A 15,733-nucleotide genomic window follows, 5' to 3' on the forward strand; every position below is an offset into this window, starting at 1 on the left:
GGGCCGGCCAACGGCCGGCGCTACCGAGGGACGCCCTGCCGCCTGCCGCCTGCCGCCTGCCGCCTGCCGCCTGCCGCCTGCCGCCTGCCGATCTGCCGATCTGCCGATCTGCCGATCTGCCGGAATGCCGGAATGCCGGTAGCGCCGGCCGCTGGCCGGCCCAAGCGGTCTCAAACCGCCACGGAATCCCAAGGCACCTGCATCAACACCGCCTTTGCCCGTTGGCACAACGCCTCCGACGCCGGCAGCACCGCCCCATCGATCCTTCCGATCGGCCACACCCCTGCTGCATTGCAGGCAATGGCCGCATCAAACCCCGCCAGATCAACCAACCGCACCGGCGCCAGCTGCAGCTCGCCGCCCCACCCCGCCTGCAGCAGCCGCTCATGGGTGCCGCGAAGTGCCGGTGCCTGCGGCCAGACCACCTCGCCGTCGCGCGCAAACGCCACGTTCCAGGTGGTGCCTTCGCTGACCTCCCCCTGCGCATCCACGAACAGCGCATCGTCGAAACCGGCCTGCAGCGCCTGACGACGGTGCTGGAACAGCGCGAAGGTGCCCACGTGCTTCAGGTGTGGCAGTTCACGCTGGTAACGCACGCTGCAAACGCGTCGCGGCACGACCGACGTGGAGGCCGGTGGCGCCACCGTCACCAGCACATCCACCGGCAGGGCCTGCAACGGTTGGCGGAAATCGAACGCGCGGGAAAACACCGTCACCCGCAGCGATGCGTCATTGACGCCTTCGGCCTGCAGCGCCGCCTGCATCCAGGCCTGCACCTGGGTGCCCTCCAGGCGGCTGCCGAACAGTTCTTCGGTGCCTTGGCGCAGCCGCCGCAGGTGCAGGTCGAGTCCCTGCACTGCACCGCCACGCACCTGCAGCGAGGTGAAATGACCGTAGTTCACCAGCGCGGCCGCCAACTCATCGGCGCTGGCGCGGTGGCCGTTGCAGTACACGCTCATCCCAGCAACCCGCGCGCGTCGGACCACAGCGCCTGCAGCACGTCGGCGGCCGGCTTGTCCGGCGCCATCCACGCCGATTGCCCCGCCCATGCCTGCATCGCATCAATCCGGTGCTCGCGGTTGGCCTGGGCGCGCATCGGCGCGGTCAGGCCGCGCTGCACCGGATAGGGGCGCGGCGACGGCGCAGCCGGACCGGCGGCAGCGCGCACGTAGGCCGTGGCCAAACCACGACCGAGCCGCCCGCTGAAGGCGCGCGTCGGCCAGGTGTCTTCCGGTTCGGCGGCCGCCAGTGCCTGCGACCACGCCGGATCAATCGCGCACTCGGGCGTGCGCAGAAAAGCAGTGCCGATCTGCACCGCGCTGGCACCGAGCATCAGCGCGGCAGCGATGCCACGCCCGTCCGCGATGCCGCCCGCTGCGATCACCGGCACCTGCAGGCGGTCGGCCAGGCGTGGCACCAGTGCGAACAGGCCAACCAGCTGGCGTTCGGCGGCAGCCGGATCGAACGCACCCCGATGGCCACCGGCCTCGAAGCCCTGCGCGACCACCGCGTCCGCACCGGCCGCTTCGGCCGCCAGCGCTTCGGCCAAGGTAGTGGCGCACGCGAACCAGGCGATGCCGGTGTCTTTCAGGCGCTGTACCTGCGCGGCGGTGAACACGCCCATGATGGTTGAGGCCACCGCCGGGCGCGCGGCGATCAGCGCATCGAACTGGGCATCGAAATCGGCCGGGCCGGCATCGGCGGCATCCGCCGGCACCTCCGGCCCCCACTGCGCGAGGAACGCGCGGCTGGCCGCTTCAGCGGCGGCATCGCGCACGGGCGCAGGGTCTGGAATCCACACATTGACCTGCGCCGGACCACTGGACTGGGCGCGGAACGCGTCCATCCACGCCACGATGTCCTGCGGCTGCGACAGCACCGCGCCCATCGCGCCCATGCTGCCGTGGTTGGCCAGCGCCGCCGACAACGGCACCGGGCAGGCCCCGGCCATCGGCGCCAGCAGGATCGGGGCCTGCAATGAAAAACGCCGACAGAAATTGTCGGCGCGTTCCAGGATCTGCGGGTGAGTCATGCGTCTGGTACCTGGGGGGCGACGGGCTACAGCATACGCCCGGCGTTGACACGCATGGCGTGTCACTACGGCCTTAGCGGAACGGCATGCCGCCGCGGCCGCCCATGGCACCCATCATGCCTTTCATGCTGCGCATCATGCCCTTCATGCCGCCGCCGGCCATCTTGCTCATCATCTTTTCCATCTGCTGGTACTGCTTCATCAGCTTGTTGACGTCGGCCGGGGTCAGGCCGGAACCGCGCGCGATGCGGGCACGGCGCGAACCGTTGAGCAGGCCCGGGTTGCGGCGTTCCTTCCTGGTCATCGAGTTGATGATGGCGATCATGCGCGGCACTTCCTTACCCTGGCTGACCTGCTGCTTGAGGTGCTCGGGGATCTGGCCCAGGCCCGGCAGCTTGTCCATCAGGCCGCCGATACCGCCCATGTTCTGCATCTGCTCCAGCTGGTCGCGCATGTCGTTCAGGTCGAACTTCTTGCCCTTGGCGACCTTCTCGGCCAGCTTCTGCGCCTTGTCCTTGTCGACCTGCTGCTCGACCTGTTCCACCAGCGACAGCACGTCGCCCATGTCCAGGATGCGGCTGGCAATACGGTCCGGGTGGAACACGTCCAGGCCGTCGAGCTTTTCGCTGACGCCGACGAACTTGATCGGCTTGCCGGTGATGTAGCGCACGCTCAGCGCAGCACCGCCACGGGCGTCGCCGTCGGTCTTGGTCAGCACCACGCCGGTCAGCGGCAGCGCTTCGCCGAAGGCCTTGGCGGTATTGGCCGCGTCCTGGCCGGTCATGGCATCGACCACGAACAGCGTTTCGGCCGGATTGACCGCCGCGTGCAGGGCCTTGATCTCGGCCATCATCGCTTCGTCGATGGCCAGGCGGCCGGCGGTATCGACCAGCAGCACGTCCACGAACGACCTGCGCGCGTCATCAATGGCCGCGCGCACGATGGCTTCGGGCTTCTGGTCGGCGCTGGACGGGAAGAACAGCACGCCGGCCTGGTCGGCCAGGGTCCTGAGCTGCTCGATTGCGGCCGGACGGTAGACGTCGGCCGACACCACCATCACCTTCTTCTTGCGCTTTTCCTTCAGGTGCCTGGCCAGCTTGCCCACCGTGGTGGTCTTGCCCGCACCCTGCAGACCGGCCATCAGGATGATGGCGGGGGCCGGCACGTTGAGGTTCAGGTCGGACGCAGCCGAGCCCATCACGGCGGTGAGCTCGTCGCGAACGACCTTGATCAGCGCCTGGCCCGGGGTCAGCGACTTGAGCACTTCCTGGCCGACAGCGCGCACCTTGATGCGCTCGACCAGCGCCTGCACGACCGGCAGGGCGACATCGGCCTCCAGCAGCGCGATGCGGACTTCGCGGGTGGCCTCGCGGATGTTTTCCTCGGTGAGGCGACCGCGGCCACGCAGCCGCTCGATGGTGCCGGAGAGGCGCTGGGTCAGGGACTCGAACATGGAGGCAACCTGTTCAGAACGAAAGACAATGAGACGCACAGTATAGCGGGTCCGCCGCACTCCCCAGAGGCCGCTGGATCGCCCCGGGCCTGCCCGGCAGCGCGGGCGCGCGCCGCAGCCATCGCTACCGCCCCGGGGGTATGAGAAACTGACACGATGACAATCGTTCTCATCGCCACCCTGCTCTACCTGACCGCCACCGCCCTGCTGGTGCGCGCAGTGGTGCGCGATGACGCCGCCCGCGCGCCGACATGGCTGTGGCCGGCGGTGCCGGCGATGGTGCTGCATGGCGGCTACCACGCGCTGGTGGCCATGCGCACCAGTGGCGGGCCGGACATGCATTTCTTCGCCGCGCTGTCGCTGGTCGGGCTGGGCATGGCCTGGCTGACCTCGCTGGTGGCCGCGCGCGGGCGCATGGCCGCGTTGGGCGTACTGGTGTTCCCGATGGCGGCGGCGGTGCTGTGCATCTATCACGGCTACGGGCATGAGCCGAGCCGGCCGCTGGGCTGGCAACTGGCAACGCACGCCTGGATGGCGCTGCTGGCCTACGCCACGCTGAGCGTGGCCGCGCTGCTGGCGATCATGCTGTGGCTGCAGGAACGCGCCCTGCGCCGCCGCGATTTCCGCCCGTGGCTGCGTGCGCTGCCGCCGCTGGCGGATCTGGAATCGCTGCTGTTCCGGGTGATCGCGGTGGGCTTTGCGCTGTTGACCCTGACCTTGCTCACCGGCGTACTGTTTGTGGACGACCTGCTGGCGCAGAAGCTGGTGCACAAGACGGTGCTGAGCGTGCTGTCGTGGATCGTGTTCGGCACGCTGCTGATCGGCCGCCGCCGGTATGGTTGGCGTGGTGCCAAGGCGGTGCATTGGACGTTGACCGCGATGGCATTGCTGCTGCTGGCGTTTTTTGGCAGCCAGTTTGCGATCGAACTGGTGTTCAATCGCAGGTAGAGCCACGCCCTGCGTGGCTGCGCGGTGCCGATCATTACGCAGCCACGCAGGGCGTGGCTCTACGCGTCAGATGGCGTCGATCGCTTCCGAGAGGCGCTCTACTGCGATCACCTCCATCCCCTTCACGCTGCCGGTCTTGGGCGCGTTTGCCTTCGGCACGATAGCGCGCTTGAAGCCATGCGTGGCTGCCTCGCGCAGGCGATCCTCGCCGTTGGGCACCGGACGGATTTCTCCGGACAGGCCGACTTCGCCGAAGGCAATGGTCTTTTCGGCCAGCGGCCGGTCCTGCAGCGACGACAGCACCGCCAGCAGCACCGGCAGGTCCACCGCGGTCTCCTGCACACGAATGCCGCCCACCACGTTCACGAACACGTCCTGGTCGCCCACCAGCACGCCGCCATGACGGTGCAGCACCGCCAGCAGCATCGCCAGGCGGTTCTGCTCCAGGCCCACCGCGACCCGGCGCGGGTTGGACAGCGGCGAGGCATCCACCAGCGCCTGCACTTCCACCAGCAGCGGGCGGGTGCCTTCGCGGGTGACCATCACGCAGCTGCCCGGCTGGCGGGTGCTGCCGCCGGACAGGAAGATCGCCGAGGGGTTGGAGACTTCCTTCAACCCCTTCTCGCCCATCGCGAATACACCCAGTTCGTTCACCGCCCCAAAGCGGTTCTTGAACGCGCGCAGCAGGCGGAAGCGGCTGCCGCTTTCGCCTTCGAAATACAGCACCGCATCCACCATGTGCTCGAGCACGCGCGGGCCGGCAATGCCGCCTTCCTTGGTCACGTGCCCGACCAGGAACACGGCCGTGCCGGTTTCCTTGGCAAAGCGCACCAGCCGCGCCGCGCTCTCGCGCACCTGGCTCACCGAGCCGGGCGCGGCCGTCAGCGATTCGGTCCACAGCGTCTGCACCGAATCGGCCACGATCAGCTTCGGCCGCGCCGCGCTGGCGTGCTGCAGGATCGCCTCGACCTGGGTTTCGGCCAGCGCGTTGACGTTGTCCAGCGGCAGGTCCAGCCGCACCGCACGGCCAGCCACCTGCGACAGCGATTCCTCGCCAGTGATGTACAGCACCGGCAGGGTGGCTGCCATCTTCGCCACCGCCTGCAGCAGCAGGGTCGATTTGCCGATGCCCGGGTCGCCGCCCACCAGCACCACCGCGCCTTCGACCAGGCCGCCACCGAGCACGCGGTCGAACTCGCCGATGCCGGTGCTCACCCGCAGGTGCTCGGTCTGCTGCACGTCCTTGAGCGCCATGATCTTCGGTGCATCGACCTTGCCGGCCCAGCCCGAGCGGCGCGCCGCCGGTGACTTGGCGGCTGTCGCGCTTTCCAGCGTGATCTCGCTCAGCACGTTCCAGGCGCCGCACTCGGTGCACTGCCCCTGCCATTTGCTGTATTCCGCGCCGCATTCGCTGCACACGTAGGCGGTAAGCCGCTTGGCCATGTCTACTTCCACGTCATCGTCTATGCGGCAGGATAGCCGAGCCGCGTCGCAACAACCGAGACTCCCCCTTCCCCATGCCGCACCAGCCTGTTCCAACGCACTGGGCTGCGGGACGGGATAACCGACCTTACCCCAAACGCCGGCGCCGCCACGCACCACCCAACAAAAAGGCCGCCCCCTGGGGGCGGCCTTTCTGCATGCATGCGGTCATGCGACCTCAATGCATCATGTGCACGTTCATGTTGTGCATCACCCACAGCGTGCCGGCGACGATGATGCCGATCACCACCACGGTGAAGGCCGCCGCGCTGACGTTCCAGCGCTGTTCCGACGAGCGGTTCAGGTGCAGGAAGAACACCAGGTGCACGAAGATCTGCAGCACGGCCGCCACCACGATGATGACGCCCGTGGTGAAGGTTGGCAGGTTGCCCTTCATCACCGCCCAGAACGGGATGATGGTGAGCACCGCGGCCAACAGGAAACCGACCAGGTAGGACTTGACGCTGCCGTGGCTCTCGCCAGCGGCGCCATGACCGTGGTCGTGTGCGTGATTGTCATGTGCGGCCATTACAGCGCTCCCTTCAGGTAGACGACGGAGAACACGCCGATCCAGATCAGGTCCAGGAAGTGCCAGAACAGGCTCAGGCACGCCATGCGGGTCTTGTTGGTCGGGGTCAGGCCGTTCTGCTTGATCTGGATGAACATGATCAGCAGCCACAGCAGGCCGGCGCTCACGTGCAGGCCGTGGGTGCCCACCAGCGCGAAGAACGCCGACAGGAACGCACTGTGGTCAGGACCGAAACCCTCATGGATGAGGTGGTTGAACTCCCACACTTCCATCACCATGAAGCCGAAGCCCAGCAGCCAGGTCAGGCCCAGCCACAGGTACATCTGGCCAACCTTGTGCTTGTGCAGGGCGATCATGCCCAGGCCGAAGGTCAGCGAGGACACCAGCAACAGCGTGGTTTCCCACGCTACGAAGCTCAGGTCGAACAGGTCCTTCGGACCCGGGCCACCGTTGGTGCCGCCGGCCAGCACGATGTAGGTCGCGAACAGGCTGGCGAAGATGAGGCAGTCGCTCATCAGGTACACCCAGAAACCGAAGACGGTGTTCTCGCCGGTGTCGTGGTGCTCGTGGTCGTCATGGCCATGGGCCGCCGCATGCGCGGCGTGCCCGTGGTTCACGGTGTTGGCGATAGTGCTGCTCATGCCTGCAACTCCGATTTCACCAGACCCTGCGCCTGCAGGTGACGGCGGTGCTCATTTTCAATCCGCTCCACTTCGGCAGCCGGCACGTAGTAATCCACGTCCTTGTCGAAGGTGCGCCAGATGAAGGTGCCGATCATGCCGACCAGGCCAACGATGGCCAGCCACCAGATGTGCCAGATCATCGCGAAGCCGAAGACCAGGCTGAAGGCACCAATCACCACACCGGTACCGGTGTTGCGCGGCATGTGGATGTCGGTGTACTTGACCGGGCGTTCCCACGCCTCACCACGCTGTTTGCGCTCCCAGAAATCGTCCAGCTCGGTGACCTTGGGCAGCGAACCGAAGTTGTAGAACGACGGCGGCGAAGAGGTTTCCCACTCCAGCGTACGCGCATCCCACGGGTCGCCGGTCAGGTCGGCGGTCTTCTTGCGGTCGCGGATGGACACGGCCACCTGGATGATCTGGCACAGGATGCCGGCACCGATGATGAACGCACCGAGCATCGCAATGACCAGCAGCGGCTGGTATTCCGGGTTCGGGTAGCTCTGCATGCGGCGGGTCATGCCCATGAAGCCCAGGATGTACAGCGGCATGAAGGCCACGTAGAAGCCGATGAACCAGCACCAGAACGCGGCCTTGCCCCAGAACTCGTTGAGGCGGAAGCCGAACATCTTCGGCCACCAGTAGGTAATGCCGGCGAACATGCCGAACACCACGCCGCCGATGATGACGTTATGGAAGTGGGCGATCAGGAACAGGCTGTTGTGCAGCACGAAGTCGATGGCCGGAATGGCCAGCATCACGCCGGTCATGCCGCCGATGGTGAAGGTGACCATGAAGCCGATCGTCCACAGCACCGGGCTGGTGAACTGCACGCGGCCGCGGAACATGGTGAACAGCCAGTTGAAGATCTTCACGCCGGTGGGAATGGAGATGATCATCGTCGTGATGCCGAAGAAGGCATTGACGTTGGCACCCGAACCCATGGTGAAGAAGTGGTGCAGCCACACGATGAACGACAGCACGCCGATGGTGGCCGTGGCGTAGACCATGCCCTTGTAGCCGAACAGCGCCTTGCGCGAGAACGTGGCGATCACTTCGGAGAACACGCCGAAGGCCGGCAGCACCAGGATATAGACTTCCGGGTGACCCCAGATCCAGATCAGGTTGATGTACAGCATGGCGTTGCCGCCACCGTCATTGGTGAAGAAGTGCGTGCCCAGGTAACGGTCCAGGGTCAGCAGCACCAGGGTGACGGTCAGCACCGGGAAGGCGGCGATGATCAGCACGTTGGTGACCAGCGCGGTCCAGGTGAACACCGGCATGTGCATCAGCTTCATGCCCGGGGTACGCATCTTCAAGATGGTGATGAAGAAGTTGATACCGCTCAACGTGGTACCCAGGCCTGCTACCTGCAGGCCCCAGATGTAGTAATCGACACCTACCCCTGGACTGAACTCCTTGCCCGACAACGGCGGGAAGGCCAGCCAACCGGTCTGCGCGAATTCACCCACGCCCAGCGAGATCATCACCAGACCCGCGCCCGCCACGAACAGCCAGAAGCTGAGCGAGTTGACGAACGGGAAGGCCACGTCGCGCGCGCCGATCTGCAGCGGCACCACCACGTTCATCAGGCCGGTGATCAGCGGCATCGCCACGAAGAAGATCATGATCACGCCGTGGGCGGTGAAGATCTGGTCGTAGTGGTGCGGCGGCAGGAAGCCTTCGGCACCGCCGGCGGCGGTGGCCTGCTGGACACGCATCATGATGGCGTCGGCGAAGCCGCGCAGCAGCATGACGAAAGCGACGATGAGGTACATCGCGCCGATCTTCTTGTGGTCGACCGAGGTGAACCACTCTTTCCAGAGATAGCCCCACAGCTTGAACTTGGTGATCAGGGCCAGCACGAGCAGGCCACCGATCCCCGCGCCGATCAGCGTGGTGATGATGATCGGGTCGTGCGGGATGTCGGCAAATGTCAGTTTACCCAACAGATTCATGCTTATTCTCCCGAGCCTGCGTGGCCGGCGTGACCGGCGGCGGCGTGCTCGTCTGCAGTGTGTTCGGCATGGTCGGCCGGCATGTCATGGGCACCGGCCGGCATCTCGTGGCCTTCGTGGCTTTCGCCAGCGGCACCGTGCGACATCCCCTTGTGGTTCATGGCCTTGTGGTCCATGCCGTAGTGCTGGTTGTCACCCATGTGGCGGGCAACGACCCAGTCGAACAGACCGGTTTCGGTGCTACCGAAGTAGGTCACCGGATGCCAGTCGTGGTTCTTGTCGGCCGCCAGCGTGCCAAAGGCGGCTTGGTCCAGCGGGGTGCTCTGCGCACGCACCTTGGCCAGCCACGCCTGGTATTCGGCTTCAGTCACCGAGTTGGCGTCGAAATGCATCTTGCTGAAGCCCGCGCCGCTGTAGTGCGAGGACATGCCCGGGAAGGTGCCGGTCTCGTTGGCAATCAGGTGGAGCTTGGTCTCCATCCCGGTCATCGAGTAGATCATGCTGCCCAGGTGCGGGATGAAGAAGGCATTCATCACCGTATCGGACGTGATCTTGAAGTTCAGCGGGGTATTCACCGGGAAGGTGATTTCGTTGACCGTCGCGATGTTCTCTTCCGGGTAGATGAACAACCACTTCCAGTCCAGCGAAATGGCTTCAATCACCACCGGCTTGGCCTCGGACTCGAGCGGACGGTACGGATCCAGCGAGTGCGACGAGCGCCAGGTCAGCACCGCCAGCACCAGTACGATCATGCACGGGATCGACCAGACGACCACTTCGATCGCGGTGGAATGCGACCACTTCGGCTCGTAACGGGCCTTGGTGTTGGAGGCACGGTACTTCCAGGCGAAGGCAAGGGTCATGAAGATGACCGGTACCACGACCAGCAGCATCAGCACGGTGGCCGTGATCAGAAGGGTCTTCTGATCGTGGCCGACCTGGCCCTTCGGGGCCAGAATGGCCGAGCTGCAGCCCGTCATGAACACGGACAACGCGAACAGCAGGCCCGGGCGCAGCCAGCGCCCAAGGGATTTCAACGGAATCATCGGTCGATCCAATTGCGTAGGGAATGCCTTCTCAAGCGCGCCCCGCCAGCCAAAGCCGGGTGTACCGGTCCCAGGGGGGCGGCACGGAGGACGTTCATGTCAGCCCCCTAATTTTATGCCGTCACGCACCATTTAAGAAAGGCATTGACAATGATCTGGCGCAGGAAAGGCCTGCAAATGGCTGCGACACGTTGTCGCACACCGCGTGGATGGCCGGATTCGGCACAGCCGGGCAGTCATGTATAGACATGAATCGTTCAAACGGGGCCCCCGGGCACCGTCCCGGCCGGGGGCGCAGGTAGAGCCGGGCCCTGCCCGGCTTGCCGGCCACCCCAGCCGGCGCGGTAGAGTCGGTTCCCAAACGACTGCCATTGCATCGTCCACGCCCGGTAACGCAGGGAAAACAACGAAACGACGCTTGAACTCCGTTGACCTGCCCGCCTACGGTCCACCGACAGACTGATTGCGACGGGCCGAAGCATCTTCCAGACAGAATGATGCACGTCGACCCCGACCGAAATCTGTGGGCGAGCTCACACGCAACCGCCGCATTTTGCGCCTTTACGCGTCAGACCCGACAACCAGTAGATGTCATCTACTGAATTCGAAAACTCAACAGACACAATCGATTTCGCTTCTTCGTCGTTGGTGGGCAAGGTTGTCCACGGAGCTCAAAACTCCGAATAACCAAAAATAGTGGATGTCCCATGTCGGGAGGGTGGCCAATACAAGACCCTTCACGGGGGAATACGCCCGCCGTTTGGTTGTTCACGGTTTTGACCTCCCGACGCCCTCGCCCTCACCGGCGAGGGCCATTCCCTGTTGGAGGAGCGAAGATGAAACCCAAACCCGTCCAGTGGCCCGAAGACGAAGAAGAAGTAGTTCTGCTGCTACCCCGCTGCACACCCCGCTACACCCCCAGCTACCACCACAACGTACGCGCCGTGCCCCAGCTGGGCGAGCACGACCGCGACCACTTCGGCCCCTACCCCATGGTCACCCTGCGCGGGGCCTGGCTGCGCACGTTCGGCTTCGAAGTGGGCGTGCACGTAAAAATCGAAGCCACACCCGGCCAGATCCTCCTGCGCCCCCTGTGGAACGACGATCCGCCCGTCCGCGAGAATGCCAAGAAGCCCGTCGTGCGCTATGTCGAAGTGGAAGATCGGTAGCCAGCCACCAGGTTAGGTAGCAACCACCGTGTTCTGACATTCCGCCCCGCTGGCGAAATCGCACAGATTGCGCAGGGTGATGCTGCAGATTTCCTGCAGCGCTTCAACAGTGAAGAAACCTTGGTGCCCGGTAACCAGGGCGTTCGGGAAGGTCATCAGGCGCTGGAAGAGATCATCATCGATGATCTCGCCGGACAGGTCCTGGAAGAACAACGCGCTTTCCTGTTCGTACACGTCGATGGCCAGATGGCCCAGGTGACGAGACTTCAATGCACGAACCACCGCATCGGTGTTGACCAGCCCACCGCGCGAAGTATTCACCAGCATCGCGCCAGGCTTCATCCGCGCCAGCGATTCCTCGTTGATCAGGTGATGGGTGTCGGGCGTGAGCGGGCAATGCAGGGAGACGATGTCCGAGCGGGTCAACAGTTCATCCAGCGTCACAGCCTCACCTACCACTGCGAATTCCGGCGACGGGTACGGATCGAAGCCCAGCACCGTGCAGCCCATGCCTTCAAGAATGCGTGCCGTTGCCAGGCCGATCTTGCCGGTACCCACGATTCCCGCCGTCTTGCCATGCAGCGTGCGGCCCAGCAGCCCATCCAGCATGAAGTTGCCCTCGCGCACCCGGTTGTACGCGCGGTGGGTTTGCCGGTTGAGGGTCATGATCAGTGCCAGCGCGTGCTCGGCCACCGCTTCCGGAGAGTAGGCCGGCACGCGGGCGACAAACAGGCCAAGCTTCCCGGCAGCGGCAATATCCACGTTGTTGAAGCCGGCACAGCGCAGCAGGATGGCACGCACCCCCAGCGCGTGCAGGGCCTGCAGCACAGGCGCGTCCAGGCGGTCGTTGACGAACACGCAGACCGCATCGAAGCCCTGGGCCAGCCCGGTGGTCGAGGCGTCCAGCGCCACGTCGAAGTAGGCCAGTCCGAAACCCCGCCCCGCGTGGTCGCGTGCATTGGCCTCATCCAGGAACCGGCGATCATAGGGGCGTGCGCTGAAGACGGCGGTTTTCATGAAGGAGCCTCTGCGGGTGCGTTCAGACAGTAACCCGATGGCGGGCGAACCATCAAACGCCCGGAAGACGCGACACCCGGTAGCTCGCCACATTATCGCGATCAACAGCCGATGCGCTCCGCAGCGGCGACTTGCGCAGCCCGACTCCGAAGCCGACTATCAGCAACCATACCCTGCCTGGTAAGCCGCCGATGCCGAAGACTTCGAGAGCCAAACTGCTGGCTGCCGCCACCACAGTGCTGATCCTGGTGGTCGCCTGCAATCCCGACCTCCTGCCGCTGGCGCCGGTACTGGACGCGATCGGGCTGGACGTACTGGCGCTGCTGCTGGGGGCGCAGCTGGTTGCGGTGCTGCCTTGGCTGCGCGCGCGTGCAGCGGGGCCACTGCGCATGGCTGGGCTTGCGGGAGGAGCGATGGTTGCGGGCTTCATGGGCGGCTACCTGCGGCAGTTGGTTCCCTGGCAGCAGTTGGGAGCCGTGGTCATCACCCGGAAGCACTAGTCCTGCAGCGAAAGGGACAATCTGGCCCTGCGCAGGAGTCGAACCTGCCGCAGAGGCGGATTCGGCTGACTGGCGGCAGGCACCCCACCCCGTCCGGCAGGGACACCTGCCCCCTCAACCATTGGCAGTCGGTGCCGCTATGTTTTGATTGGACGTGCCGCACCTGCCCGAATCCAGTGTTCCACGATAATCCAACTCCCTTGAATCCACTTCGAAGGTGTCCCTTGATCAGAACTGTCGGCTTGCTGTTTTCGTTGTGCACCCTGGTCATGCCCGCCGTAGCCCAGTCACAAAGCAGGCCCGTGGACCCGGTGACGGCAACCCGCAACGTTCGAACCGAGTGCGGTGGAGGCGCCAGCCAGGAACAGTGCAACCAGTTCATGCGTGATCACCTTGCCTACGAGCGCGCAATGGAGCCTATCCGCGCCCGCGAAAAGGCAGAAGCTGAGCAGCGGGCCCGGGCCGCAGCTGCAAGGCAACGCGTCGAGGACGAGCAGCGTCAGATTGCGGAAGAGAAATCGATCGCAACGCGAAAGGCTGCCTATCTCCAGCGCGAGGCCGAAAGCCAGGTCGCCATACTCCCCTCAGTGACGGCCGGCACGATGCTGTGGAGTTCGCGCCTGCAAGGCGCATTCCTTGATTCGCTCGATGTCACGCAGGGCAAGCCCTATTCGGTCAAGTTCTTCATCAACCTGACGGAAACGGGCGAGGTGTACCACAATTCGGTGAATCCCAATCGCGCCCTTATCGACCCCCGGACATACCTGGAGGTCGCCCAGAAGAACGACAGCACGAATTACTGCAATCCGGATTTCAGGTCCGAGCTCACCGATTCGGAGGTATGCATCGCGCCCTCCCGGATGACCTTCAGCCCCGCCTTGACGGCAGCCGGCACGCCCGTTGCCAGCATCGTGGAGATGGAACTGACCGTCAGCCCGTCTCGACATACCCTCACCGCCATCTCCGCCAAACCAATCATGTTCCCTCAAGCCAATGCACCGACCAGGCAATGGACGCATTGGTACAACAACGCCGGCGGCAAGCGCACGGATGAGCAGGCCGTGATGTACGCAACGCTCAATGAAAGCAGGGCTGCTCGCCCGGGCATGGATGCGGGAAGACGATCAGCTCCCCGGCAAGACGCTCCCGATATCAAAAGCGTCAAGGATCTGTTGAACCTCTTTCGTAAATGATCCAACCAGACGTGCGCGAAGCAGCCCGGCCGCAGACATGGCGGACACAACGCCAAGGTGCGTTACCGCAGGCTGGCCAAGAACACTGCCCAAGTGCTGACGCTGTTCGCGTTGTCCAATTTGTGGATGACGCGCCGGCAGCTGATGCCGGCCCAAGGGTAAATCCGCCTGGAGGTGCCCGCTGGCACCTCCAAAGCAGCGAAACATTATCAACCTGAGGTAAAACCTATGGCTCGAGGCCGACATTCCCTGGGAGATTTGATGGCGCGGTTTATTGCAGGGTATTGGCGACCTTTAGAACGTCTGCAGTAAACGACGCGTAATCGTCCGTCGGCGCCGTGTGGCTGTCGCGCCGATGGATCAGGCGCACCGCCACCAATCGCTTGTCCGGAACGATCACCAGGTACTGCCCGAGGTAGCCGTTGGCGGCGTAGGCAACGGTCGGGCCACGTTGTATATCGAACAGGTCGCCGAGTTTGAGCCCGCGAGCGGTGATTTCGCTGCCGTACTGCTGCGGCCAGTCGGGACCCAGGCGCTCGGCAAGGAAGGCGATCAACGCGGCCTTGCTGTCGAATACCCTGCCTTGGGTAGCCAGCAGTGCCTGCTGGACCGGGGCGCTGACACCGTGCTGGGCAAGCAGGTCGCTCATCCGCTCGTTCGCCTGGTATCGCTCCGAGGCGGGTATGCGCCACCACAACAGTCCCACGTCCGCCGAGCGCGCGCTTTCTGCCATGAGCAACGCAACCGATTGTTCGCTGAGCACGCGTATCCCGAGCGGGGTTACACCACGGTCGAGCAGCAGCTGTCCGATCGCTGCCAGATCCGGCGCGCTCAGTGACAAGCCTGCCATGCCCAGGGGCGTGCCGGCGTCGTCCTTCATCCACTCGTACTGCGTGATGCCCAATGGCTCGAACAGCCTTGATGCCAGGTAGGCATCCACCGGCTGCCCTGCCAGATGCTGGACGATGCCAGGCAGCAGGTTGGTGGCTTTGTTGTTGTAAGAAAACACAGCACCCGGCTCGCCGCTCAGTTCCGCGGCAAGCGCCAGCTTGACCAGGTCCGGCGCATCTTCCAGCTCCTGCCCGGCGTTTGCCACGTTCTGCAGGCCGGAGGTATGGTCAAGCAACATGCGTACCGTGATGTCCTTCTTCCGCCCCTGTTTCCACTCGGGGTAAAGATTGCTGACCGGTTCGTCGATGGAGGCAAGTTTTCCATCGTCCAGCAGCAGGACGATGGCGAGTGCCAGCACAGATTTGGTCGCCGACATCAGGTGGACCCGCTCCTGTCCTGCGGCCGGCTTGAGCTCAAGCAGTGTCTTTCCGTCTCGCCTCAGGAGCACGGCATCAGAATGCGCCGCGCGGGCATTGCGCTCGATGTTGGCGACCGCTTCGGAGGTTGTGGTCGCGCCAGCCATGCCGGGGACGACCAGCGCCAGAGTCATGGCGAAGAACAATACGCGGACTGCGGTCATGAGCACTTCTTCCAATGAATGCTGCTGCAGCATGGCTACACGCATAGGCACCCTGTAGTGCCGTAAGTCACGCGTGGCTGACGAAGCTGCTCAGCCGGTGCAGCGCATGCACTGCATCACTTGCCCTTGTCTTGGCGACGACGGAAGGTTACGAAGAGGAGGATCGCCGCGCCCGTTGCGACCGGGATTGCCAGCACGGTCAGGAGAATCAGCCATTGCCAGAGTGAAAAGCTGTAATGACCCACAGCTCTC

Annotated in this window: 14 protein-coding genes and 1 pseudogene; 5 read left to right on the forward strand and 10 right to left on the reverse strand. The window is 64.6% G+C overall.

Translation table 11 applies throughout. From position 1 onward, the window contains the following. Positions 1 to 170 precede the first annotated feature (170 nt). The 3 genes from WIX41_RS03725 to ffh form a co-directional block, all read right to left on the reverse strand. Positions 171 to 959 carry an aminotransferase class IV family protein gene (locus tag WIX41_RS03725; RefSeq protein WP_339445819.1) on the reverse strand — a complete coding sequence of 263 codons (789 nt, stop codon included), beginning with the start codon at positions 957 to 959 and terminating at the stop codon, positions 171 to 173. Then, entirely contained in the window at positions 956 to 2,032 is a 1,077-nt protein-coding gene (locus tag WIX41_RS03730) for an NAD(P)H-dependent flavin oxidoreductase (protein ID WP_339445820.1), read from the reverse strand. The genes WIX41_RS03725 and WIX41_RS03730 overlap by 4 nt, the downstream gene beginning before the upstream one ends. A gap of 73 nt (positions 2,033 to 2,105) precedes the next feature. Continuing rightward, entirely contained in the window at positions 2,106 to 3,485 is a 1,380-nt protein-coding gene (gene ffh, locus WIX41_RS03735) for a signal recognition particle protein (RefSeq protein WP_339445821.1), read from the reverse strand. 156 nt (positions 3,486 to 3,641) lie between these two features. Here ffh and WIX41_RS03740 point away from each other — a divergent pair, with 156 nt between their 5' ends. Further along, positions 3,642 to 4,433 carry a cytochrome C assembly family protein gene (locus WIX41_RS03740; protein WP_339445822.1) on the forward strand — a complete coding sequence of 264 codons (792 nt, stop codon included), beginning with the start codon at positions 3,642 to 3,644 and terminating at the stop codon, positions 4,431 to 4,433. 66 nt (positions 4,434 to 4,499) lie between these two features. Here WIX41_RS03740 and radA read toward each other — a convergent pair whose 3' ends face one another. From radA to cyoA, 5 genes are all read right to left on the reverse strand, one after another. Continuing rightward, complete coding sequence (radA, locus tag WIX41_RS03745; protein ID WP_214900925.1) at positions 4,500 to 5,876, reverse strand: DNA repair protein RadA; 1,377 nt, start codon at positions 5,874 to 5,876, stop codon at positions 4,500 to 4,502. A gap of 217 nt (positions 5,877 to 6,093) precedes the next feature. Beyond that, positions 6,094 to 6,444 carry a cytochrome o ubiquinol oxidase subunit IV gene (cyoD, locus tag WIX41_RS03750; protein WP_339445823.1) on the reverse strand — a complete coding sequence of 117 codons (351 nt, stop codon included), beginning with the start codon at positions 6,442 to 6,444 and terminating at the stop codon, positions 6,094 to 6,096. Beyond that, positions 6,444 to 7,085, reverse strand: coding sequence for a cytochrome o ubiquinol oxidase subunit III (gene cyoC / locus WIX41_RS03755; RefSeq protein ID WP_339445824.1), 642 nt, complete (start codon positions 7,083 to 7,085; stop codon positions 6,444 to 6,446). The genes cyoD and cyoC overlap by 1 nt, the downstream gene beginning before the upstream one ends. Beyond that, positions 7,082 to 9,079 (reverse strand): cytochrome o ubiquinol oxidase subunit I, encoded by a 1,998-nt coding sequence (cyoB, locus tag WIX41_RS03760; protein WP_339449405.1) that lies wholly within the window; start codon positions 9,077 to 9,079, stop codon positions 7,082 to 7,084. Before cyoB ends, cyoC begins: the two co-directional genes overlap by 4 nt. Before the next feature lie 8 nt (positions 9,080 to 9,087). Then, positions 9,088 to 10,131, reverse strand: coding sequence for a ubiquinol oxidase subunit II (gene cyoA, locus WIX41_RS03765; RefSeq protein WP_339445825.1), 1,044 nt, complete (start codon positions 10,129 to 10,131; stop codon positions 9,088 to 9,090). Between the two features lie 836 nt (positions 10,132 to 10,967). Between cyoA and WIX41_RS03770 the strand changes: the two genes are divergently transcribed. Next, positions 10,968 to 11,300, forward strand: a complete 333-nt coding sequence (locus tag WIX41_RS03770) for a SymE family type I addiction module toxin (protein ID WP_339445826.1) — start codon at positions 10,968 to 10,970, stop codon at positions 11,298 to 11,300. A gap of 12 nt (positions 11,301 to 11,312) precedes the next feature. On the opposite strand, the gene WIX41_RS03775 is transcribed toward WIX41_RS03770, so the two are convergent. Continuing rightward, positions 11,313 to 12,317, reverse strand: coding sequence for a 2-hydroxyacid dehydrogenase (locus WIX41_RS03775; RefSeq protein WP_339445827.1), 1,005 nt, complete (start codon positions 12,315 to 12,317; stop codon positions 11,313 to 11,315). 191 nt (positions 12,318 to 12,508) lie between these two features. Here WIX41_RS03775 and WIX41_RS03780 point away from each other — a divergent pair, with 191 nt between their 5' ends. From WIX41_RS03780 to WIX41_RS03790, 3 genes and pseudogenes are all read left to right on the forward strand, one after another. Continuing rightward, the gene (locus WIX41_RS03780) at positions 12,509 to 12,817 is read left to right on the forward strand and encodes a hypothetical protein (protein ID WP_339445828.1); all 309 of its coding nucleotides are present in this window, start codon (positions 12,509 to 12,511) and stop codon (positions 12,815 to 12,817) included. A 242-nt stretch (positions 12,818 to 13,059) separates the two neighbouring features. After that, positions 13,060 to 14,010, forward strand: coding sequence for a hypothetical protein (locus WIX41_RS03785; RefSeq protein ID WP_339445829.1), 951 nt, complete (start codon positions 13,060 to 13,062; stop codon positions 14,008 to 14,010). Positions 14,011 to 14,064: 54 nt separating this feature from the next. Next, positions 14,065 to 14,172, forward strand: a pseudogene (locus WIX41_RS03790) (IS5-like element IS1646 family transposase); the annotation flags it as partial. Between the two features lie 109 nt (positions 14,173 to 14,281). Here WIX41_RS03790 and WIX41_RS03795 read toward each other — a convergent pair. Further along, complete coding sequence (locus WIX41_RS03795; protein WP_409187445.1) at positions 14,282 to 15,451, reverse strand: serine hydrolase domain-containing protein; 1,170 nt, start codon at positions 15,449 to 15,451, stop codon at positions 14,282 to 14,284. Between the last annotated feature and the right edge of the window lie 282 nt (positions 15,452 to 15,733).

This window comes from Stenotrophomonas sp. AB1(2024) (genome assembly GCF_037482345.1).
In the GTDB taxonomy this organism is placed as follows: Bacteria; Pseudomonadota; Gammaproteobacteria; order Xanthomonadales; family Xanthomonadaceae; genus Stenotrophomonas.